Annotated in this window: 16 protein-coding genes; 1 reads left to right on the top strand and 15 read right to left on the bottom strand. The window is 42.1% G+C overall.

What is annotated here, in order from left to right:
* Positions 1-263: 263 nt before the first annotated feature.
* From BV455_RS11200 to metH, 15 genes are all read right to left on the bottom strand, one after another.
* Complete coding sequence (locus tag BV455_RS11200) at positions 264-662, bottom strand: hypothetical protein (protein WP_042412452.1); 399 nt, start codon at positions 660-662, stop codon at positions 264-266.
* A 24-nt stretch (positions 663-686) separates the two neighbouring features.
* The gene (locus BV455_RS11195; protein WP_218687208.1) at positions 687-1,745 is read right to left on the bottom strand and encodes a pre-toxin TG domain-containing protein; all 1,059 of its coding nucleotides are present in this window, start codon (positions 1,743-1,745) and stop codon (positions 687-689) included.
* On the bottom strand, positions 1,742-2,056 hold the full coding sequence (locus BV455_RS11190; protein ID WP_042410527.1) for a hypothetical protein: 315 nt from the start codon (positions 2,054-2,056) through the stop codon (positions 1,742-1,744). Before BV455_RS11190 ends, BV455_RS11195 begins: the two co-directional genes overlap by 4 nt.
* 152 nt (positions 2,057-2,208) lie before the next feature.
* Complete coding sequence (essA, locus tag BV455_RS11185; RefSeq protein ID WP_042410528.1) at positions 2,209-2,700, bottom strand: type VII secretion protein EssA; 492 nt, start codon at positions 2,698-2,700, stop codon at positions 2,209-2,211.
* On the bottom strand, positions 2,690-5,476 hold the full coding sequence (gene esaA / locus BV455_RS11180; RefSeq protein WP_218687207.1) for a type VII secretion protein EsaA: 2,787 nt from the start codon (positions 5,474-5,476) through the stop codon (positions 2,690-2,692). Before esaA ends, essA begins: the two co-directional genes overlap by 11 nt.
* A gap of 19 nt (positions 5,477-5,495) precedes the next feature.
* Positions 5,496-9,932, bottom strand: coding sequence for a type VII secretion protein EssC (essC, locus tag BV455_RS11175; protein ID WP_218687206.1), 4,437 nt, complete (start codon positions 9,930-9,932; stop codon positions 5,496-5,498).
* A 42-nt stretch (positions 9,933-9,974) separates the two neighbouring features.
* Positions 9,975-11,309, bottom strand: a complete 1,335-nt coding sequence (gene essB, locus BV455_RS11170) for a type VII secretion protein EssB (protein WP_218687205.1) — start codon at positions 11,307-11,309, stop codon at positions 9,975-9,977.
* A gap of 34 nt (positions 11,310-11,343) precedes the next feature.
* Positions 11,344-11,583: an ESX secretion system protein YukD gene (locus BV455_RS11165; protein WP_017435737.1), complete on the bottom strand. Its 240-nt coding sequence runs from the start codon at positions 11,581-11,583 to the stop codon at positions 11,344-11,346.
* Between the two features lie 77 nt (positions 11,584-11,660).
* Positions 11,661-11,954 carry a WXG100 family type VII secretion target gene (locus BV455_RS11160; RefSeq protein ID WP_017435736.1) on the bottom strand — a complete coding sequence of 98 codons (294 nt, stop codon included), beginning with the start codon at positions 11,952-11,954 and terminating at the stop codon, positions 11,661-11,663.
* A gap of 247 nt (positions 11,955-12,201) precedes the next feature.
* A complete protein-coding gene (locus tag BV455_RS11155) occupies positions 12,202-12,534 on the bottom strand; it encodes a hypothetical protein (protein WP_061580124.1) in 333 nt (110 codons plus the stop codon).
* A gap of 18 nt (positions 12,535-12,552) precedes the next feature.
* Entirely contained in the window at positions 12,553-14,472 is a 1,920-nt protein-coding gene (locus tag BV455_RS11150; protein ID WP_218687204.1) for a DUF6792 domain-containing protein, read from the bottom strand.
* Between the two features lie 24 nt (positions 14,473-14,496).
* Complete coding sequence (locus BV455_RS11145) at positions 14,497-15,078, bottom strand: hypothetical protein (protein WP_201028948.1); 582 nt, start codon at positions 15,076-15,078, stop codon at positions 14,497-14,499.
* 497 nt (positions 15,079-15,575) lie between these two features.
* The gene (locus BV455_RS11140) at positions 15,576-16,139 is read right to left on the bottom strand and encodes a 3D domain-containing protein (protein ID WP_017435731.1); all 564 of its coding nucleotides are present in this window, start codon (positions 16,137-16,139) and stop codon (positions 15,576-15,578) included.
* Between the two features lie 770 nt (positions 16,140-16,909).
* Complete coding sequence (locus tag BV455_RS11135) at positions 16,910-18,751, bottom strand: bifunctional homocysteine S-methyltransferase/methylenetetrahydrofolate reductase (protein ID WP_061580126.1); 1,842 nt, start codon at positions 18,749-18,751, stop codon at positions 16,910-16,912.
* A gap of 26 nt (positions 18,752-18,777) precedes the next feature.
* Positions 18,778-22,191: a methionine synthase gene (metH, locus tag BV455_RS11130; RefSeq protein WP_218688044.1), complete on the bottom strand. Its 3,414-nt coding sequence runs from the start codon at positions 22,189-22,191 to the stop codon at positions 18,778-18,780.
* Positions 22,192-22,907: 716 nt separating this feature from the next.
* On the opposite strand from metH, the gene BV455_RS11125 reads away from it, so the two are divergent.
* The gene (locus tag BV455_RS11125; protein WP_218687203.1) at positions 22,908-24,752 is read left to right on the top strand and encodes a spermine/spermidine synthase domain-containing protein; all 1,845 of its coding nucleotides are present in this window, start codon (positions 22,908-22,910) and stop codon (positions 24,750-24,752) included.
* Positions 24,753-24,916 lie beyond the last annotated feature (164 nt).

The raw sequence follows: 24,916 nt of genomic DNA, 5'->3' as shown, positions 1-24,916 counted from the left end.
CTATCCAATTCATCGTTAGAAAAGTATGTGACGAGCTTCAAATTCATCAATGTGGCCGAATCTTCAAGTCAACGGTAATAATCCAGAAATTCTATCATAAAATGCCTCAAAAGAGAGTTCATATCTCCTTTGAGGCTTCATATTACTCATATTGCCAGTTTCTTTTATCCTTGACATAATACTAGAAATCCCCTTAATCAAGTTCAAGGGGATTGTTAATTGATCGATGTATCAAAGGTCTTGCTTTACTCACTATAACAAAATTACTTTACCGTAATACTAGGAGGGGATATCGATAGGATTTCAATTACATCATTAGGTGTTAAAAATACATAGTGTTCTACCTCTCCTGACTCGTATATACCACAACTTTCTTTATGAAACCAATTCAAGTATTCTGAGTTTTTTACTTTAAATAAAGACCAATTACTATAAAAATCTGTACCATAATGCTGGTCTAAATAATTTAGCGTTTCTAATAATGAACCTTCATCAGTATTTCTATACGATAATACTCCCTCTTCAAAATTCACTACCACTTTTTTTTCACAATTTTCATCGCTAAATTCTAAAATCACACCATCTTTGCCATCTAAAAACATATCATTATAAATTGTTGAAGGTATATCATCTAGCGGTACCCATCTTTCCCATTGTTCCATAAAACTTTCCTCCATGTTTGTTTTCTAGTAACGAAACTTTATTTTCTTCTTGCCGTCTTGAATTTCAAGTGTAGGACGGCCATCACTACTTTTGGTTCTAACAATAACCGTTCTCCCATCCTGTAAAATACCGACTTTGAGGTCAGGAGTATTCTTCGTAATTTTAGGGTTGAGTGAATAAAAGTCGTTTACTGCCTGATTAAATCCACCTGATAACTCATACTGAGTAGTTCTTCCTTTTGTTGCCCTTCCAGGCTTAGCATCTTTAATTAAATCATCAACTGTTTTACCTGCACCCTTACCTACCTCATCTCCCGTTCTGCCGACGATATTCATCGTCGTTTCTTTTGTTCCCCTCTCGACCCCGCTCATCCACATGCGGGATGTCGGGCCACCGACTCCTGCCAAGGCCGGCTCCGGCCCCATCAGGACAGAACCAACATTTTTAAAAAAGTTATCCAATTGCTGTTTGAACGAGCGGATCGTTGCGGTGATAGGCCCTTTGATGACCTGGTGATAGATCGTTTGTAAAGCCCCTTTGATTTTATCAACATTCAGGACGTTTTTTGTTTTCGAAATCCATTTCGAAACATCCGCTGCGGTTCCGGCCGCTTTCACTCCTTTAATCCCCACTTTGCCGGCGATGCCTGCTCCTTTGGCTGGAGGAATGACGGACAACAATAACATTCCCCCCGCTAGCAGGCGGTCTCCAAATGAAAGCCGTTCCCCTGTCACCGGATCATATTCCCCAAACACCCGCTGCACATCATACCAGCCAAGAAGCTCCAAACCGAATTCTTTCATGTTATCCGCAAGCGTTTGGTCTGCCTGTCTTATTGCCGCGGCCGTCCGGTACAGCAGTTCTTCCGCTTCATTCAGCTTTTCTTCATAGCGGTCGAGCCAATGAATCAGCTCATCTTTGAGCTCATGGATGGCATCAGAACCGAGGCCGGTAATCTCTATCACTAAAGAGGGTAGTTCCCAGGAAAGCGAGGTCCGCGCACGACAGCAGGCGTCTTCCGCGTCAGGGACATGCTCGGCTACGGCTTCCAGCTCTTCTGGCTTGATTCGTATCGTCGTCATTGCAGCTCCTCTATCTTTCGCCGAAGGCGGGCGATTTCCCTGCTTATTTCATGCAAAAGATCATCTGCGGTCGCATAAATGCGTGCCTCAATTTGCCGCAAGTCCCCGTATACCAATTCATACGCTTCCCTCGACTCTCCCTGCCAATACGGAACATACTCCTCATTTGCGCGATAAAAGGCATGAGTGCCTTGATGAAACTCCTCTATCGCTTCTTTGACTTGCCCCTGATAGGACTCGAGGCAATCGATCATCGTCTCGCAGGCCCAACGTCTCAATTCTTTTTCAGCCGATTCCAATAAAGACGCCATCTTGATTCCTCCCCCTCATTTACACACTATTAAATGGTAACACAAGGATAAATCATGATATATTCCTATTTTTCTAGATGACCATCGGGATTTTTTCCTTATTCATCTATTCTTCCATACTAAATAAAACGTTCCTTCGGCAGATAACGGGTTTACGAAACAAACTTTTTCATGCGCGGAACGATTACCGTGAAGAGGACGATAAGAAAGCCGAAAATGAAAAAGCCGAACAGCCATGGCAGAAACGATGATGATGTTTGTTCCGCCTCATCCAATGGCCGATGAGACGGAACCGTTTGTTCTTCGACGGCAGAAAACAATCCTAGTTTCTCCGCTTTGACAGCAATCGTATTCGTTTCTTTTTCACCCGATAAAAATAACTGTGCTTTTGTTTGCTCAAAGAAAGAAGATGTCGGTCTTTGAAATGTCAGCGATGTTTGCACCTCCGGTAAATCTCTTTTTTCATCGAGCAGCGACTCTTCATGAATGTAATCCATACGTAATTCGATGTCCTGCCGTTGATATTGATTTGGTTCAATTTCCGGCCACTTGTCCGTTTCCGCGTAAACCGTCCCCCCCATCGCAGCCAATACAGAGCAGAGGAAGGGGAAAAAGAACATCACAAGGCGTCCTCTACCCTTCATATGTTTCCTCCTCCTTCTGCAAAACGGCCAGGCGCTGTTTTAAAAACGGAACAGCGGACATGAGCAGCGTGACAACTCCTAACGTAAGGACAGCTGGATAAAATGCTTGCTGGTCTCCATATTGAATCGACATGTACGTCTTTGAGATCGGATGGTCAAAGCTAAAGTTTGGCAATACTAAGTCGAGTAATGGAGTAATGAAAAACAGGATTAAGCCGACTCCGAGCACCCAGCCGGTAAACGGTCCGATGAAAAAGGCCAAACGAACAATGGCAGAACAGAAAAATAATAAGATGATGGTAAAGATGCTCCACTTGAGGGCCTGCACATCTTGCATCGGATAAATTCGCAATCCATATGTGCTGATGATGAAGCCAACAAGCAAGTTCATCATGACCAGCAATGCAGCCTGCATCATAAGCGGAACGGAAGAATGATAATGCAGGAAGAACCCGATGAGCATGCCGCAGAGCAAAATAATGATAAACATCACGACAGGCGGCGTGTACGTTGTTTTCTCTTCCGGGATATCTCCTTTTACTTGTACCGGATTGGTTAAGTAATCATACACATATCCGTTTGTTTGTTGGTCTACCATCGCATTGTCTAGCAGATGATATACATCATTTTTAATTTGTTTGGTTGTATTAACATTGGCTGCCCATTTGTTGTTTAACTCATCCGCCCGATCTTGGACCGATGCCACTTTGTCATGCAGATTATTTGTATAATCGATCATCCGGTCTTGCCCTTTAGCAATGGAGGTGACCAAATCAGAAATTTGTGCAACGTCTTGCAGCGTGTTTTGCTGCATGGTAATAACAAATTCGCCATCGTTGGCTCCTAGCGTCGATTGTATTGTTCCTTCTTCATCTACGGTTTGCTGAAGCTGTGCTGTTACTTCATTCGCAGCGTCGTTTAGCGCTTGCAGTTGTTCCATCAGCTCTGCCTGCACTTTTTCCACATTTTCATCATATTGCCGTATATATTCAAGCGTTGCTTCAACAAAAGAATGAACGTTATTTTCAGCCGTTTCTGCACCTTGCAAAGAAGCGGCTGAGTCGCCCTGCAACTGCTGAATTCCGCTATGAATCTTCGATAAAGTTTGGAAAATCTCCGCTTTTTCCTTCCAATTTAAAATCAGCTGATCCACAAGTGCTTCATCAACATTCCCCGTTCGCTTTAATGCATCCTCAAAAATCGATAACCAAGCAAAATAGGCGAGAAGATCATTCATGTTTCTGCTTTGGATAGCCGGCTGAAAGCAGGCTGATAATTGTTGCTTTCTCCCTTCAGATAACGACGGAGACTGAAGAATAGCTTGTTCTTTTGCAATAATTTGCTGAACCACTGTTTCTTCCGATTGCCCATTGGCGTCATTTGCCTGCGCGGCCAATTGCGCATATTTTTTCTGCCATTGCTGCTCGAGGGATAACTGCTTTTGCCATGCTTCTTTTGCCTTTTGCATTTCTATTTCCAGCTGATTCATGACATTGTCAATATTCCCCCAGCTTTCCGATGTACCTTGCCCTTCCTGCGCCTCTTGCGGGAGTTGTGGTTTTACCGTTTGCAGCTCGGTCTTTAAAGACGCCAGCTGCTGCTCGAGCGCATTCAGCCACTCTCCGTTCCCTGCCGGCTGCGGCAACTCTCCCGGTACCGGCGGTTCATTCGGTGCTGATGGAGTGGCGGCGGATTGCAGCTGCTGCCGTAGCGAAATGAGTTTTTGCTGCACTTCGTCCAATGTCTTTGTATCTGTTTGTTGTTGATACTGACGGATGAGATCTTTTTGCGACTCCAACAGTCGTTCATCAACGTTGGCATTTTCCAGCTGGTCATAGAGATTCGTCAATGCCGTATGGCTGTTCGCAACCGTATTGCGCAGTGTGGACACAGATTTGAGCAAGGTTTGGCCATTTAATTCCAACTCCGGTTTGACATTCCATGGCCGTTCTACGACGGAACGTATTCCTTGACTCACCATCATTTCATACTGATGAATTCCTTCTTGGATGAGATCATGCTGCCGTTGCTGATATTCTTTATACTCCTGAATATCCTCGATAAACGAAGCAATCTCCGTTTTCGCCCGCTCCAAACCTTTTAACGTATCGTTGGAGGAGCTTTCGGCGTTTTTCGAAGACGAAAGCAGCTGTTCAAGCATCTTCCTTTGACTCTCGATCTCTTTTGTTAATTTTGTAGAACTAGGGGTGTAAAAATCATACATCGTCTTTTGAAAAGCGATTTCTTTTTCCAAAATAGCGCTGAATTTTTTGCGAATATCTTCTATCGCTTGACCGACATAGCTCCAATACAGTGTAGACATCTTTTGATTGATCGTATTTTTGGCTGCCTCTAACTCTCTCTGTACCCGCTCCCGATTTTTCGCCTCAAGATTCGGCTGGATTTTATATTGAACGGTTGCCTTTAGCGGCTGTTTTTCATTAAACGTTAAAATGTTTCTGGAAAAATCGGATGGCAGATAAACGACAGCGTCATATTGGCCGTCCGCCAGCCCCTTTTCCGCCTGACTGCGGTTGACGACAGACCATTGATAAGTAGAAGCATCATCAAGGGCTGGTATCATTTCTTTGCCGAATTCGTATGTTTTCTTATCGTAAGTGGCTCCTAAATCTTCGTTGACTACCGCGATTCGGTTCGTTGTCTTCTCCGTTACCTTCATTGGGTTATGGCCAATGAACGTAAAGAATAGTACAGGAAGAGCAACAATAAACACAATCTTCGCAATCAACTGGACGATTTTCCCTTTTTCCGTCATATAATTCACCTGATTTCCTTTATTCTACTTTTGGGATTTGTATTTTTTGTTCTTTTCCATTTAAGACAAAGTAGCCAAACCCCGGATCCACTTCTGGTTCGTGTCGTGTAAATGGCAGTGCAAACAAGCTTTGTTCCGATTTTTTCATGACGAGGATTGCTTGCCGAATTTGTTTCAGTTCCGTTGTCAGCGCATCAAAGCCCTTTATAAATTCATTCGCGTTTCCTGCGACAATGACACTAAATCCAAGATGGCTGTATCGCTTCATCATCATCGCGATTCTCTCGTGAGTTTTACTATCCACAAACTGCTGAAACCGGGAAAGGCTATCCGCGACAAAAACAACCGGTGAAAAGGATTGCCCATGAACATTCACTTTCCCAATTGCCGCTAAATACTCTTCCTCTCTCTTTTGCAATATTCCGTTTACTTCATCAAGCCAATGGTGCATTTGCTCCTTTGTTTCTATATAGACGACGTTTTCTTTATTAGCGTATAAAGCAAGTCCACGGTCAACTCCATCAAACAGCCCGATGCCTGCCGTCGGCTGGACGAGCAATGATTCCAATATCACTTTGATCACATTCGTCTTTCCTTTGCGCGACTGTCCTACTACAAGACAATGCGGATTGGTTTGTATACGAAGGGAGACCGGGCGAACCGTCTCCTCATCGAGTCCAATCGGAATCAAGCCAGGCTGCGGCTCGCCCACATACGTTTTGGCAAAGACCGCAAATGGCAATTGCGCTGGAAGCATTGGAATAGGCTCTGGCGTCTTCATTTCCTTATATCGCTCTTTTAATCTCGCTATCTCTTGCTTTACGTTTTCGTGCACGGCGATGTCATGATCTCCATCAGCCGGAAGATATATTTGCGTTAAGACCGCTTGTTCTTTTTTTACCAGCGCTCGCCCCGGAATGGGTTCGACCTCGTACGGAGTTCGTCCAATGATGGAAAACCGTTCCGAACTATCAAGGAAATAATGAACGATTTTTGTTTTTAAATTGTTCATAAGCGGAGGGCGAATTCCGCTAATTCTTGTTGCCGTCATTATCAAAAATATTCCAAGCGACTGCCCGTCTCGAGCATATTGAATAAGCTGTGTTTCCAAATCCGGCATTTCCTCTTTGACAAGGTCAAAATTGTCAATTGCAATAAAAATAATCGGAAGTTTTTCTTCAGAAAGCGTGTTATATAATTTGATGGTGCTTACTTCTTTTTCCATAAACCGTTGTTTCCGCCGCTCCATTTCCTCTTTCATGAACTTGATGAATTTTTCTATTTTCTTTCCATCGTCAAAACGGAAATAATCGGCGGTATGCGGCAATTGCCGCAACGGCAGCAGCGCGCTGTTGCCAAAGTCGAAAATGTAATAATGAAGCTGTTCCGGACTATAGACGGACGCAAAGCTCATTAACAATGTCATCGCCGTTGTCGATTTCCCATATCCCGCAGAACCAAAAATGCCGATATTTCCGTCTTCAAGCCATTGATATAAGTAGTCCGATTGCCGCTGCAGTTCAGGTTCATCTTTTAGACCAATCGGAAAATGAACGGTGTCTCGTTCTAGCAAGGCAGGGCGATGCAAGCGCGTAGATAGCGGCGGCAGCCATGGGCTCGGCAGCTTTTCGATCCCGAGTTGCTGCTGCGCCTTGATAATTTCTTGAACAACCATTTCAATTTCTGTTTTTTGTGTTTTCTTGTTTTTCTTCATTTTCGCATCAATATTCGAAACGGGAACAAGTCCTAAGTCGGTGACAATATAAATATCATCTTCTGATTCAAAGCCTTCTTCCTTATACGGCGCACCGCTCCATGCCGATTGAAACAGTTCGTATACTTCATTATTTCCGACTTGAAGATAAGCGCGGCCTGTTACGGTAATGGTAGCCGCATCTCCGTTTTTCAATATTTCCTTGCTGTCGCTGGCATCTTGCACTTTCAAGCAGATACGAAAGCGGGCATTGCTCCAAATTTGCTCGTCGATGACTCCTCGTGGCTTTTGTGTTGCTAAAATAAGATGAACTCCTAAGCTGCGGCCAATCCGCGCCGCGCTCACTAATTCGCGAATAAAGTCCGGTTCTTCGCTTTTTAATTCGGCAAATTCATCGGCGATTAAGAATAGATGAGGCAGAGGCTGTTTCGCTTTGCCTTGTTTATATAAATCCATGTAATCATTGATATGATTGACTTCGTAGCGGTCAAACAAACGCTGCCGCTTTTTCAGCTCACTATTAATGGAAGCCAACGCGCGTGCGCTGAAGTTTTTGCTGCCGTGAATATTCGTAATGGTGCCTAATAAATGCGGAATGTTTTTAAACGGCTGCGCCATGCCGCCTCCCTTATAGTCAATGAGCAAAAACGCAACTTCATGAGGGTGAAAATGCGCTGCCAATGACAAAATATACGTTTGCAGCAGTTCACTCTTCCCGGACCCCGTCGTTCCCGCGACAAGCCCGTGCGGACCGTGCGCTTTTTCATGCAGGTTCAGCTCCACGACGTCTTTTTTGCCTTTTAGTCCAATTGGAACGGCCAGCGAGCGCGAAGACTGATGTGTCATCCAATTTTCCTTAATATTTATCTCTTCCGCATTCTTCACCTGAAGTAATTCAAAAAACGTTACTTTTTCTGGAATAGAGTTGTGCATTCCCCTTTGATGATCTAAAGAGCGCAATAGGCGGGCGAACCGCTCGTTTCCTTCCCGAGTATGTTCATCGAGCGTAAACGGAATATGCGCCGCTTTCCGGTGCTGAATTAAAATTTCTCCATCCCGTTCGTTGATATATTGCACAAGTGTATGAATGTTTTCTGTTAAACTTTCCTTTGTATCGGAAGCAAAAATAACGGAAATGCCGATATCTTCGTTTTTTTCCTCCAAATATTCTAAAATCACATGTTCGGCGATTAAAGAGCGGTTGGCAACGATAAACACAAAATGCGGGGAAAACCGTTTTTTCTCTTTTTCCTCATCGAGATCGCGTTCCCGCAATATCTCGTAAATGGACGACAACAATTGGTCACGTGTCTGTTCGTTATAAATAAATCCTTTCGCGAAAGAATTGGGCAGTTGAAAATGCGGGAGCCATTTCATCCATTCCCAATCCTTATAATCCTTTTCAGCAAAGATGGCAACAAACCGTACATCGTGGTAACTGTGGAAAAAGGCGATTTGCCCTACAAGCTGCTGAATTTCATGATTGACGATCGAAGCTTTCCCGATCATTCCCATTGCCCCGCTTGACAAATCAATCGTAAGCGGCACATTTTTTACGGTTTGATAAACTTGCGCCATCTGTTGAGCTTGCTCCAATAAATCATCGATTTCCCGATTGGCTAAATCACTCATACTCACCGACACTTCATAGGTAGACGGAACATCCGCTTTTCCGATCCGAAGATGGAGGAAATCGTCGCTTTCCATCGTTCGTTCCCAAATACGGTCGCTAATTTGCAGTGCGAACGATTTCATCTTTTCAAATGATGGAAAGTGGTAATATAGCACGTTTCTTTGTTTCTCGTATAGTGCGTGAAGCTCTTCCCGTTTTTGTTCCAAGTAATTCGTATAAATGCGCCGTCGTTTCTCTTTCCGTGCTTTGCGATTCTTTCTTTCCCGAAAATATTGCGCGGTCGATGTCACTAACGTGGTCGCAAACATCACGATCGAAATGAGGATAAAGATGCCCCGTGGTTGAATTAAAGCAATAACCCCCATAACAAGAAGCATCATCAACGGCGGTAAAATCATTAGCCATAAACCGCGCTGATCCCCATCTCCTTCTTGGCTTGGAAATGAAACCGTGACCTTTTCTCTTGGCGGTTCATAAATCATGCGCGGTGTCCGGTGATAAACAGGATATTTTTTTTTCATTTCTGAAACCGGCGGCAATGTTTCCGTCAGCAAAGATGTTATCTCTTGGCTGCTCGTGACCGCTAATAAATCATCCTCTAAAAAAACAAATTGTACATACGGACATAGGATCACGTCCCCGCTTTGTAAAGGTGCCATGTTAGATATTTTCGTTCCATTGAGAAACAGAGGTGATTCATGGTTTGGAGCAACCAACCATTCTCCTTGCTGCTTAACAAACGATGCCCTCGCTGTTTTGGTTTGAATGTCTGCTTGTAGATCAGGCGCCACCATCAGTTCGGTTTTATTGCCGACGTAATAAATGTGCGTTTTTATTTCCTTGTCCATCCACACGACCGTAATCGTTTGTCCATCGTCATCCACCGTAAAGGGAGTATACGGCTTCAATTCCCCAATTGGTTTATCTCCTTGCAGCACCGTCATGGCGGAAGCATCTGTTTGTTTGATTTCTATATATCCGTTACGAAATAAAAAGGATGGGATGGTGATATGATGCTCCAGTTTATTTCCGATAGAAATACAACCCTCTTGTCCTGTCAGTGGGAATAGCTGGCAAGTATCCTTATAAAAAATCCATAATTGACTCATATAATCCTCTCCTATGATGCTCGTTGCTGCGCTTTCTTCCATTTATTTTTTCGTTTCCGTATTGTTTGGCTTCGCGCTATTAGATGCAGGCGGCTTATGATTAGGCGCCGGTGTGTTGGACTGTTGTTTTGGCGCCGTCGAAGCCGGAGGGCTGGTTGCCGGCTGCTGTGCCGGGGGTTGCTGCTGGCTTGTCTCCTCTTGCTGCTTTTCTTTCAATTGCTTTTCCTGCTCCTCTCTTTCTTTCTCATATTCTTCTATCTCTCTATCAATCTCTTCTAATTTTTGCTGCTTTTCCTCTCCGGACAACTCTTCGTCCGCCTTTATTTCTTCACGGTATTTTAACAAACCGTACATAATCAGCTCCCTATCTTCCATCGCTCTCGCCAATTCAAGCGCGTCCTCGCTTCTTCCCCGGCCGATATAAATCCAATACAGCAAATACTGCGGGTCTGTTTTCAACGTAATATTATTTAATACCACTTTCTGCTGCTCTTCCGTAAGCGACTCTGTCATGACATAGGAAGAAGCAAGTTCATATTGCACTACATACGGCATTTTTTCTGGAGGATAATTTTCTAATGTCGTAATCACGTCGCTATATTTATTTTGTAAAAACAGCTCGGTACTTTGGATATATGCTTCTTGTTTTGGCTGCAAAAAAAAGAAGGAATAAAACGTATAAATCATAGCAGGAATTAACAAACCAACTGTCGAAAAGAATATATATCGTTGCATAGTCCATTTTCGTTTTGGAATATGTACAGACGCTCGTTCTTTTGCTTCTTCCTCATCCATCCATCGTTCTAAAATGGACAAAAGCGCTTCTAGGTTTTCTGCTTGCAACATTTCCTTAGCGATATCGGAACATTTTAATGTTTCATGAAATTTAAAGTATTCTTCAAAACGGTGTTGCCCGTCTGTCAATGCTAGCACCGTCGCTTTTACTTCTTGAAGGAGACGTGCTTCATCCGGTTCATACGGCGGCAGGCTCTCCTTTATTCCGACATGAAGGAAAAAAGGTTCCAATCCATGATCAAACACAAGGTTTTCCGGGCATATAATAAGGATAAACCGACGAAGAGAGTGATTTTTCACTTTTGTGACGAGTTGATATGCCGCTCTTAGCCGGGAAAGCAGCGATTTTTTCCGTACAGCTGGAAACGAAAAAAACGATGCGGGTGGAGTGATGGTGATCTTCACTTCATCCTCAGACACGTCAATATCCCGTAACAAATAAGGATCGATTTCCTTTATGATCTGTAATTCTAGCGGATGCTGCATTTTTAATTTCGCACGCTGGAAGACAATCGTGTAATGTTTATCTTTGGTCATTACGGCATCGATTTGCGTTTCCAAATAGGTCTTTTTCTCTTCCATAATAAAATAGAACTCCTTTTCTCTTTCTCGATGGCTACAATATAACGATGCGGTCTCCATCCGTAATTCCGCTGTCCTTTAATGTAAAATAGCCCGGGCAGACCATTTGTTTATTGTCTACCCGCACCCAGTAGCCTTCTCTTGGCGGCGCCGATATGTTTTTTAACTGCCAAACAATATCGATGAGTTTTTTGATCGAATAAAAATTGGACAGACGAAGATCAAATACATCCTCTGTATAATGCCGGAGATCGATTGTGACTTGAATGTACATGAGATAAGCCCCCAATATAGAAAAAAGCGCCATAATCTTTCTTAGATTTGTAGCGCTTTTTTCGAACATGTCACTCTTTATCCACGGATTTGGCTGGCGATTTGCTGATCTGTTTCTTCCAAAATCGTAGCGGAATTGTGCAATTGTTGCGCAATTTCGTTTAATAGTACAGCCATTTTTTCAAACGATGGGCGCAACTCGTGATACTGCTGGATAAATGCTTGACTGGAAGCACCTTCCCAAATTCCTTGCAGCATATTGCTCATTTGATCCAATCGTGAAACCAATTCCGTGACATTAGAGCTTTCTGTATTATATTGTCTTGCGACTCCACGCAATTCTTCCGGTGTTAAACGAATAACGCCTGACATAGTTTCTCCCCCTATAGCCATATTTTCCCTTTTATTTTAATGAAGATGACAAGCAGCGGTCAACAATATATAACCATTTCCTTTAAAATAAGGAAAAAGTAGTATTTTTTACCTGATTGTCCAACGATTTTGTGCCATTTTTCTCATTACGCTAGATACTTTCTTACTATACATGGAATTAAAAGAAGACGGAGTATAGGAGGAATGTATGTGGATAGGCGGGGCTGATGTTCATTAACCTCCTCATTTATCTTTTCTTTTCCCGAATAACGACATCATAATACAAGATGATATTTTGTCCTCTCATCTCATTAATCATGTCTGTGTATAGCGAAGCGACGTATCTCATGTCGTCCCTGAACGTATAATTAATCGATAGGTTATTTTCTTGATACTGTTTTATCGCTTCATTGGTTTTGTCGATGATTTGCCCACTGCCATATTTCATTTCATCATGAATCAAATGAACCAATTCCTCATCCAATTCACTCATTCTATTTAATTGTTGAATAAAAGTGTTCGCTTTATACGTAAAATCCTGCTCTAGACCAAAATTATAGAGCATATTCAGTTGTCCCATACAGAATACCTCCCCTTATCAATACCGCAAATCAAATATTTTGGACAGATTTTGGTCCTGCTTAAAAAACTCCTCAAACGATTTTTTAATGGTTTCAATGAGTTCTTTTCCTCTAGAAATTTCATGTTCATAATACGAAAACATCGATTCTTCAAAGATATACGGAATCCTCCGATCCAACGGTGGAATAGACTCATGGACATCAATGCGGCGTAACACATACACTTGTTTTGCATCATCGGTAAAATGCCCCAATAAATGCTGATAAGCCCAGGGATTTTGTTCCATGTCCTCGATTTTCTTCATCAGTTCTCGTTTTTGTATTTCAAAATCCTCTACATATTCATCGAAATAATACTGCTTCATCTTATGCAATACCGCTTCTTTTTCTTCCATAATTTGCAGTCCCTTTTGATATATTCTTACGGCGGAGGAAAGATTCATCCGGATTTCGTGTTCTCCCACCTTCTTGATTAAAATTAAATTTCCATACTCATCATACGTTCTGCCTTTCGAACGGGCGAGAGCATTGATGACTTCGTTCAAGGAATGGGCATTCACGCTTGTGGTGATAGCATTTTGAAGATTCTTCGTATTTTCTTGGATGATTTGAAGACGTTTTTCAATGTCCAATACCTTATCCCGAATTTGGAATAACGTCTCAATGCATTGAAGAATATCAACAGGATTTAAGAGAACGATCCCATTCCATAGTTCATGAAGCAGCTGTTGTATCAATGTGACATCTTTTTCAATTCCCTTGACTTCTCTCAACACTGTGTTCTTTTCCTCTACCGTCATGTAGCCTAATTGCACGAATACACTCAACATCGGGTCCAGATTTTTATACAGTATTCCGATGTGCTTGAGCAGCACTGGAATCTTCTCACTCATTTCATCGTACATATGATCGATTTTAGAAAGAATGTCTTTTGCATGCATCACATAGTCTATGGCATCATAGCCCTGAAGCGACTCAATAAAGGCGATATCGACCCCCGTCATCGCCTGAACGACCCCATCAAATCCTTTTTCATTATAAAAATCTGAATATTGCGACAAATACAATTGAATGGCTTTTACATCTTTATCGGATATTTTCGCAATCAAATCTTTGATACTAGTAAAATCCTTGTTCGTATCAATGACCTGGCGGCTTCCGATATCGATGAATCCCCGCACCCCGCTCACCGCATACAATAGATCCTCTTGAGCGGTCAGATGATGAATCGAACGCTCGTCGATTTGCTTTTTATAGTATTCTTCCGCAAAGGCCTTGAGCTCGGAAGGGGGGATGGAGTAAATTTCTTCATAATGATCAAAATTTAAATTGAATTTTTTTACTAATTGGCCCCAGAAGTACTCATCAATCGTTGCTAATTGATAAAAACTGGGCGGTGCATCGTTAATAACATATACTTTTTCATATCTCTTTTCAGTGAGTTGTATTGTCTCGTTTAAGTTCCCACCCAATGAATGTCCCAGTCCGATTTTCTTTAGTTTGATTTTGTTATCACTGCGTCCAACTTTTTCATTAATTTTCTGTGTCACAATCTGGTCAAATCGCAATGCAGCATCGTATTGACTCCTATTTTGTCCAACGAAAATCCCGAAAACATTGTAAGTCCAATCAAGGGGCTTCCAAGTGTCTTTTTCCGACGCTTCGCTTCCCCTTGTAATGGTATATAATTGATTGATTCCCTTTTCCTCGTCATAAAAATGAATTGCTGTTCCATCAAAACCAGAATCAATATGACTGAAATCTTTAAAATCATCAGAGCGATAAATCGTAATGTGAGCGGGCGGCTCTTTTCCTGTTTCTTCGATATAAATTCTTTTGATTTCTCTTTTGATTTCATCAATGGCCAGATTTTGATATTCTACATTCATAATCCGCGCACGCAATATATCCGTATTTAGCACTTCTTCATTTGACACAAAATCTTCACCTCCCTCTCTCCATCAATACTGAAATTTTATCGATTTCATAAACATTTTTGCCCGTTCTTCTTCTTTCTGTACATCCATGTTACACTTCTGGTTTGCGTCCTTACAAGTGACTGCATATATAAATCGGACTGCTTGATAGCTGTGATTCGACTTTACATAGCTGAAAAAATAATAAATAATATCATTATTGGAAATATGTTGTTCATTCTTACCAAAGTAAATCGTGTTGTTATTAGATTCAAATTTTGTATATTTGCCATTATAGTGGACATAGGTAGATAATAAATCAAGGTTTACGTCAATGTTTTCCGTTATTTTTGCATTTTCATATGTCATTCTGATATAGTTAGAAATATTTTCTTTTTCTCTTCCCCCTCCCAAATGTATAGATTCATAATATTTTTTATGCTTTTCATAAAACATGCGGTCTATTTTTGCATTTTTCGGATACAGCATCGTATATCCGCCGGTTTTCGATTTGAATAAGTAATACCCTTCTTTCACTTCTTTTGGCGAGACCATAAATTCCCGAGTAAACTTGTCTTGAAATGCCACCGTATCCGGCAACTTCTCCGGTTGAGCCTTGGAATCCATCTCACACCCTCCGATCCATATCAACATCAATAGCAGCAAGTTCCTCCATATCTTACGCAAAGGACGGTCTCCTTTCCCAATTATCTCCATTCTCTCTATACGTATCATATGATCACGGTGTGATCAATAAAAAATGTAATCATATCCAAATTCAAGAAAAAAGAACTATAGCTTTAAGAGGAAATGTAGGCGACTTATGACTTTAGACCTTAATTGATGAATTGGAAAAATGGAAAATAACGAGGAGATTGGTTCTGTATGCTTGTTGAGGAGTGGTACACGCTGATCTAGGCTGAAGGCTCGCTGCCTGCTTCTTTTGATTTCCTCTGCGGGAAGATAAAATCAGTAAGAGAATACAAAACTTACTTTATTTAATATCAAGACGAATTTATAAAATTTAAAGATATCAAGTATTATATAAATAATGATAAAGGTTTTTTATTGGAAAGAAAGGTGCTATATTGCGAAAAAAGGCCGGCATCACGCCGGCTCCTTGATTATTTATATACTTTAACTTTTACTGTTCTGACGCCCCATTGGATAGCTTTTGCTTTTGTAGGCATGAGTACGTCAATTTTATAGCCTCTGATTCCGCTTCCTTTATCAGCTGCAACCGCATAGCCGTAACCTTCCACATAAACTTTTGAACCTAACGGAATTACCTTTGGATCAACGGCAATTACTTTCATCGAAGGGTTTTTCTTTAAATTTAAGCCTGTAGCCGTTATTCCGCGGCAACCTTTGCAGTTTACTGTATAAGCATATGCTTTAACGGTGATTGTTTTGTACGCTGCTGTTTTGGCTGCTGCTTTTTTTACTGTAGTTTTAGCAGCCGCTTTGGTTACTGGTCCTGAAATCTTTAAAACCTGCTTTGGTTTGATCAAATCGCTTTTAAGGTTATTCCATCTCTTTAGCTGGCTGACAGTCACTTTATACTTTTTCGCTATGCCCCAAAGAGTGTCACCACTTTTTACCTGATATGTACCGGCTGCCGATGCAGCTCCTGAAAATCCGAATGCTAGAAAGATTGATGAAGTAATATATAATAGTAATTTTTTCAAGATACTACTCCCCCTTGTGGTAATTTTTTCAAAATACTACTCCCCTTTGCTTAAACTCGTAACAATAGAATATCAACAAAATATAACAATTATGTTTCATAGAATTATTAATTATGTTACAAAATGAAGACATAATTGTATCTTCTTGTTTTTTCTTGACTTTTAGTTCTTCCATCATCAGATAGACTTTATTAAATTTGCTGGTAATTTCCACTCTGGCAATTTTTGAAACCACTGTGAGTAGCTGAACAAACTTGTTTCAGGATAACACTAAGCACACTTTTGAACTATCCAGCCCAATAATCTAAGAAGATACTCTCTCTAGAGAACAACAAAAAAGGCAGATCGCTTTGATCTACCTTTTTTGTGATATGAATTAGTTGCCCTTACAGCTTATATTATCTTAGCCTCACGTAAGAAACGAATTTTCTTGGAAGTACAAAAACCTTAGAGCATTAAATAGGAGTGCCAGGCACTTTTAAGAATGCACATAATGAAAAAGGACAACTTCACCAAAGGGTGAAGTCTGTCCAAAATAAGGTCGAATTCATTCATAGGCGGTTTGTTAACAGGATATTGCTGTTCTATGTTTCCAGTGAATTATTTTTGCACCCAGAACTCCATTTGAATACATTTTGATTCTTTACACCGAATAACCATCCTTTTTTAGATTGATAGTATCAATCAGTATGTCCAAGTTTGCTAGATTTCTTGCACTAGCCCCCATAGTGTCCCTACGACAACTACAGATGACATCCGACCCTCCTCCTTCACGAAAGGGAATTCCTATTTCTTACATACCTCGTCAATTCTGTTGTCATTTCATAACGCATAAACGGAGTAATTAGATAAATCCCTTGAAAATATTCAAGAACTTTGTCCGCGAGTTCCTTCGCAATTTCCATTCCTTGTTTTCTTGCATCCTCACCTTTATAGCCATTCATTCTTGCTCGTACGTCATCCGGAATTCGAATCCCGGGTACTTCGTTATGAAGAAATTCAGCATTTCTATGGTTCGTTAAAGGCATAATTCCAACAAAGATGGGGACGGACAAATGCTGGGTAGCTTTTGCTACTTGTTCAATTTGTTCACGGCAAAAGAGGGGTTGGGTCATGATAAAATCTGCACCGGCCTCAATCTTTTTTTCTAGACGTTCAACAGCCTTTTGTAGGTGCCGTGTATTGGGGTTAAATGCTGCGCCTACAGTAAAAGAGGAGCGATTTTTAAGGGGACGACCAGAGAAGGAAATACCTTGATTTAGCTTCTTGATCATACGAATCATTTCAATTGAACTCACATCGTAAACTGAGGAAGCTCCCGGCAGGTCGCCGTAACGCGATGGGTCACCAGTTATGACCAAAACATGATCAATTCCTAAAGCATAGAGGCCCATCAAATGAGCCTGTTGACCAATCAAATTTCTATCTCGGCAAGTCAAGTGAAGAAGAGGTCGAATTCCTTCTTGTTCTTTTACAAGTCTTCCTAACGCCATATTACTCATTCGTGTTATCGCCAGCGAGTTATCGGCTAGAGTAATTGCATCTGCGCCTGCCTCCTTCAACGCTTTAGCTCCTTCTAGAAAAGGAAGGTAATCTAAGTCTCGGGGAGGATCTAATTCCACAATAATGGTAGTCTTTTCTCGAACCAATTCCGGTAATGTTTTTTGCTGAGGCGGGCCTGATATATGAATGGTTTCCTTTTCTTGTTTTTCCTCTATTCCGCTAACAGCACGCTTCGTAATTGGTGTTTTTCCTTTCAGCGCGGCGGATACGGCTGCAATATGTTCCGGGGTTGTTCCGCAACAGCCTCCGATGATTCTAACTCCAAGCTCATATAAGGTCTTGGCTGCCCATCCAAAATAATCCGGAGAAGGGGAATAAATATATTTCCCATCCTCATAACTTGGGATTCCTGCGTTAGGATATGCGGATAAAATAAAACCTTTATCTAAGGGGATCGTCTCTAATGAACGAATGAGATTGGCTGGGCCATTATAACAGTTAAGGCCAACAATATGGGCACCTGCATGATACAATTGGAGAAAGGCGTCCTCCAATAGATAACCATCCTGGGTCCTATGAATATCCTGAACGGTTAATTGACAGACAATTGGCAAGTCTTGATATTTACGTGCTAGAGAAATGGCCAATAATGCCTCATCTACTGAGCAGAATGTCTCCAACATCAATCCGTCAATGCCTGCAGCTACTAAACTATCAATTTGTTGACCATATACCATCTCCAATTTCTTACGGTTAATATCCTTTTTTATCTCCCCCATAATCCCCCCTACTGCTCCCACAACAAAGGTATCATTCCCCGCTGCTTCTCTAGCAATCATTACCGCAGCACGGTTAATCTCGTCCACCTTATCCTGCAATCCAAACTTGGAGAGTTTTTCAGCATTAGCTCCATACGTATTCGTTTCAATGAGATTAGCTCCTGCTCGTCGATAACTCAAATGAATGTCCCGGATCATCTCCGGATTTTTAAGATTTAACCACTCTACACAGCTTCCGATGGGAATGCCTTGGCTATAAAGTAATGTCCCCATTGCTCCGTCACCAATCAACAGATTTCCCTGTATATAGTCCAGTAAGCCTTGTTTCAACTTACCACATCCTTTACATTTTAACATTAATCTGCATTAAAATACTTTGCTTCCGGATGAGCAAAGACCATGGCCGAGACTGAAGCTTCTGGCTCCATCATACACCCTTCTGTAAGGGTCACACCAACTTGTCCCGGATTTAATAGACGAAATAGCTTTTTCTGATCTTCCAACTCCGGACATGCAGGATAGCCAAAGGAAACGCGAATTCCTTGATACCGTGCGCCAAACCGCTCTTGCATGGTCATCTCCGCTGGATCGGGGAAGCCCCAACAATTACGCATAACATGGTGCAAACGTTCAGCGAAAGCTTCCGCTAATTCCAAGGCAAGGGCTTGAATGGCATAAGAGCGGAGAAACTCTCCTTTTTCTTTCCATTCCGCAGAAATTTCGCGAATCCCTTCGCCCGCCGTAACTATCAGAAATCCTACGTAATCCATTTCTCCGCTTTCTACCGGACGAAGAAAATCAGACAGACATAGATATGGTTGGTGCGTTTGGCGAGGAAACGTAAACTTCTCCAGAACACGGAAATGATCCGCAGGGTCATAAATCAAAATATCATTGCCGGATGACTGGGCGGGAAAGAACCTGTACATTCCATGTGCTTTGACCAAGCCGTTCTGCACGCCTTCTTGAATCATCTGCTCTATGACTCCCTTTAACTCCAAAACCTTTGGATCCCCTTCTTTGATCAGTTTGTTTACGTTCCCTCTGACCCCCAGATGTTTTCCTAAAAGCATGCGCCAATTTATATAAGGCTGCAGATAAGAAAGCGGATAGTGGCAAAAAATATGAGGTTCAAAATCAGGGGGCAGATAAACAGGTGTGGTACGACTAATATTGGATACCTGAGATCCCTCGGGAACTTGCATTCCTCCAACGGTAGGTTCCTCCTTCTGCTGCATGCGGGCCTGCCTGTTTTTTCTTAACTCTTTCACCAACTTTTCTTGCTTCTCACTATCCATCAGCTGATTGACCAGCTCCAATCCATTCATCGCATCCTTTGCATAAAGAACAAGGCCGTCATACTCCTGTGCAATCTTCGTTTCTGTAAATTTGCGGGTTAACGCTGCCCCTCCTACCAGCAAAGGGATATCGATCCCGGCCGCTTTTAAATCTTGAGCTGTTATAACCATCTGTTGGGCTGACTTCACCAGCAAACCGGATAGTCCAATCGCATCCGGCTTTTCTTCCCGGTACGCTTGAATCAATTTTTCAGGTGGAACCTTGATGCCTAGGTTTACAACGTCATACCCATTATTCGATAAAATGATGTCTACCAAATTCTTTCCTATATCATGGACATCACCTTTGACCGTAGCCAACAGGATTTTCCCTTTTACAGATGCCTCTTTCCGTTCCATATAGGGTTCCAGGAAGGAGACTGCCGCTTTCATAATCTCCGCACTCTGCAAAACTTCCGCTACAATCAATTCGTTGTTATTAAAGAGCCTGCCTACCTCTGTCATCCCTTCCATCAATGGGCCATTGATAATGTCCAATGGAGGATATTTCTTAAGTGCCTCTTCCAGATCCTGAAACAAACCATCCTTAGAGCCCTCAATGATATAATGTGCCAATCGTTCTTCTAAGGATTGATTCAAAGCTGCTTCCTGCTTTGCCACTTTCTTCTCCCGATAAAAATTTGTAAACAAAGACAACGCTTCACCAGTATTACGGAATAATACGTCCTCTGCCATCTTTCGTTCCTCATCCGGAATCGAAACGAAGCGTTCCAGTTTTTCCGTATTTATAATTGCATAATCCAAGCCAGCCTTCGTACAGTGATATAGGAATACTGAATTTAATACTTCCCGACCAGCTGGCGGTAATCCGAACGAAACATTGCTTATTCCGAGAATCGTTTGGCATTCCGGTAAGGTCTCTTTAATTAGTCGGATCCCCTCTACAGTTTCTAGGGCGGAGCCAATATAGGCTTTATCTCCCGTACCAATCGGAAAGACAAGCGGATCAAAAATAATATCCTGAGGACTAACTCCATATTTTTGAACCAACAAATCATAGGAACGCTTTGCTATCTCTAATTTCTTCTCCCTGGCAACAGCCATCCCGTTTTCATCAATCGTCCCTACCACAATAGCTGCGCCATACTTGGATATAAGCGGTGCTACTTCTTCAAAACGCTTTAACCCGTCTTCCAAATTAATCGAGTTTATTATGGCCTTCCCTTGCGAATATTTCAAGCTGAGTTCAATGACTGAGGCATCCGTCGAATCGATCATAAGCGGCACTTTAACTTTCTTTACCACATGTTCAAGGAATCTTCTCATATCCTCAGCTTCATCCCGATCTGGATCAGCCAAACAGATATCAATAATATGGGCGCCCTTTTTCACCTGCGCTCTGGCAATCTCCGAAGCCTCTTCATACTTGCCGGCAGCAATTAAATCGCGGAACTTTCTTGACCCGATCACATTGGTTCTTTCCCCAACAAATAAAGGTCTATTGTCCTTTTCCAGATAGACAGGCTCAATGCCGGAAACGACGTGACCGTGCGGTTTTGCTTTCATTCTCGGCTGATATTCTTTTAACCTTTCAGCAATTGCACGAATATGCTCAGCCGTCGTTCCACAACAGCCCCCCGCTATGTTCAGCCATCCTTTCTCCGCAAAACCGGCCAACTTTTCGGCTAACCCTTGCGGTGATTCATGATAGTGCCCATTTTCATCCGGCAAGCCGGCATTGGGGTAGCAGCTGACGGCACATTGAGCCAACCCTGACAGCGTACGGATATGGTCCCTCATGAACTCCGGCCCAGCAGCGCAATTAATGCCTACAGAAATAGGCTTCAAATGTTCAAGCGACATATAGAAAGCCTCAATATTTTGACCAGCCAACGTTGTTCCCATTGGTTCAATAGTTCCAGAAACCATAAGCGGGATTTCCTTTTGCAATTCCTCAAATGCCCTTCTAATTCCAATGCTTGCCGCCTTGACATTGAGCGTATCCTGAGCAGTCTCTAAAAGCAGGATATCGACTCCACCTTTAATCAGAGCGCGTGCTTGCTCATAATAAGATTCCGCCAAATCATCAAAGGTTATTCCCCCTGTTACGGACAATGTCTTCGTTGTAGGTCCCATAGATCCCGCGACAAATCGAGGCCACTCCGGAGTTGAATAGGCGTTTACTGCTTCTCTAGCCAAACGGACTGCTGCTAAATTAATTTCTTCGGTACGTTTTTGTAACCCATATTCCGCCAAAACGATACTTGTCGCCCCAAACGTATTGGTTTCTATGATGTCGGCACCCGCTTTAAGATATTCCTCGTGGATTTGCTTTATTAAGTCGGGACGTGTAAGATTCAATATCTCGTTGCACCCATCAAAACTCTCTCCACCAAAATCCTCCGCTGCTAGATTCAATTGCTGGATCATCGTCCCCATGGCCCCATCAAGGATAAGGATTTTTTTGTGCATCTGTTGTTCAATACTCTTCTCTCCCACACTCGCTCCTCCCTTCACCTCATGGTTAGATTGCAATATTCTATGCGCTAACAATAGAGTTGAATAGTCTCTTACCCTATGACAGTTTCTCCATTTTTTTATAGATTGGATAAATTCGTTATTAACACATATAAATAGAAGGCCACGGTCCAAAACATAAAAAGATCGCCCTTCACCTGGCTGTGATAGCCTAAAGGCAAGGGCGTTCGGTAATTTTTTGATAACATCATGTCTCTTGCTTTACTGGACACCACAAAGATGAGAGCGATTCTCTACACAATCTAAGGCACTTTAATTAGGCGCTTAAAATTTATACTTATGTAGGTTCTTATACACGCAAGGGTCCTCTTGCATGCATAAGAGTTAATATACTATATTCACATTTCTATAAAGTGCTACAAGGGTTATTGCCTAATTTTACTTACCTACAATAATTATGATTTTTTATTTTTGCACCAGAATCTTTTAAAGTCTCGATAATCTCTCTTTTTCAGTTAACTCGTAATATTGGATGAGTGCATAAGCAAGATGACTAATTTAATCCCCCATCATCATAAAAATGACTTTTGTCTTTTCTCTTTCATTGCTTGATTCGATTGTATTTAAACAAGGCTGTCTTGGATTGCATACACGCAATTCTATGCTTCATCATATAATGTCTGTAAATTTTTTTAGCAGAGGTGATCAAGTTGAACGATAGTCTCCAACCAAACTCCACCCGTGGAGATGTTTACGATCTGATTGAGATGGAGCAATTATTGGCAGGACCACATCGCATAATCTATGAGGGAAGCAGCCAATACCAAGATATCCTTTTGATAGAATCAAAGAATATACGATTGTACTGGAATAATCAATTAGAATTAAATTCTTTAGATGAACGGATTTATCACGAGGCTCTAGTTCACCCCGCTATGACGTTGGCTGCTCAACACGACCGTGTCTTAGTCATAGGCGGGGAAGATGGTTGTGCAATACGTGAAGTCCTAAAATATCCTAATGTCAACCATGTCAGTCTGATCGCTGTTTCCCCGGAGACGCTGCATGCAGCACAGAATATTCCCGAGATCACTGAACTTAACGAAGGATCACTCTTTGATAAGCGTGTGCATATTCACGAAAGTGATATTCATGAATTTTTAAGCAGCGGGCAGCAACTGTTTCATGTGATTATCGTCGATCTGCCTGACCCTGAGACTGAAGCAACGAGCCGCTTCTATACCATGGAATTTTTTCACCAATTGTCCAACTTTTTAACCGATGACGGCATCTTGGTCTGCCAGTCTACATCGCCAGAACATACTCCATTGGTATTCTGGAGCATTGCTCGAACACTCGAGCAGGCATCGCTTCACACGTTAAGCTATCATGTCTTAGTCCCCTGGTTTGGCGACTGGGGATTTCACCTAGCAGGAAAGGGAGCGCTTGTCTGGGGAGAAGAAAAGAAAGTTGCTGTCTCCAACCGTTCACTCTCTGACGATTTGATCTCATTGTTTACATTTTCACCAAAGGTTCTGAACATCCGGGATCAAGCGGTTCCTAACACCTTGGACTGCCTGATCTTGCACAAGTTTTATGAAGCAAGTGAAGTGGAAACCGTTCCTGAAAAAGGGCTTAGCGTATTTTATAACCTCCAACATAGTGTTTTGGAGCAGGACAATGATACGGAAGATTTGATAGAGATTCAACAGCTCCTTTCCGGTCCGCATCGAGTCCTATATCAAGGTGGACCCAAAGGGGATCACGTGTTAATGCTAGAGACAACCGATGTGCGGCTGTATCTCGATAAGCAGCTGCAATTTAGTTCTTTGGATGAGCAAATTTATCATGAGGCCCTTGTTCATCCCGCACTGGCGATGGTCCAAAAACGGGATCGTATCCTCATCGCCGGAGGTGGGGATGGACTTGCGATTCGTGAAATCCTCAAATATCCCGATGTAAAGCACATCGACCTTGTGGATCTCGATCCATTGATGCTCCACATAGCCAGAAATGTCCCCGAGTTCGTTACTCTCAACAACGGTGCTCTCCACGATGAACGCGTATCGATCCATCAGCAAGATATCCTGGTGTTTAAAGAGATGAAGAGAGAGCCATACGACGTTATTATTGTGGATCTGCCAGATCCGGGAGATGAAATAATAAGCCGCTTGTATACCGTGGAATTTTTCGGCGAATTGTCCAACCTTTTACACGAAGATGGCATCCTAGTGTGTCAATCCCATTCGCCGGAGTATGCCCCATTGGTGTTCTGGAGTATCGGATTAACACTTAAGGGGGCAGGATTTCATATCCTCAGCTACCATGTCGATGTTCCCTCATTTGGGGATTGGGGATTTCACCTGGCAGCAAAAAAGCCGCTGCTCTGGGGGAAGAGAGAAATAGCCGTGCCACACCACACACTCCCCGAAGATCTGTCTTCCTGGTTTGATTTCCCAGAGAAGATTCGGTCGATTTGGGCGAATTCGCACATGAACACATTGTCTAACTTAAAATTACATCAATTTTATTTTCAAGAAATACAAAGCGATTAACACCGTTATCATGATTTTTTTATCCGCCGATGAATTGCTGCTTTTTTAGGTGAAACGAACAGCGTATACAACAAAAAAGGAGTATATCTCTATTCTTTTATTGAGCAAGTGAAGAGCAAGCTCAAGAGATTAGAGATAACTCCTTATTTTTATATGAAAAGGAA

The organism is Parageobacillus caldoxylosilyticus (assembly GCF_019272935.1).
In the GTDB taxonomy this organism is placed as follows: Bacteria; Bacillota; Bacilli; order Bacillales; family Anoxybacillaceae; genus Saccharococcus; species Saccharococcus caldoxylosilyticus.
This window is presented reverse-complemented; position numbering and strand designations above follow the sequence as displayed.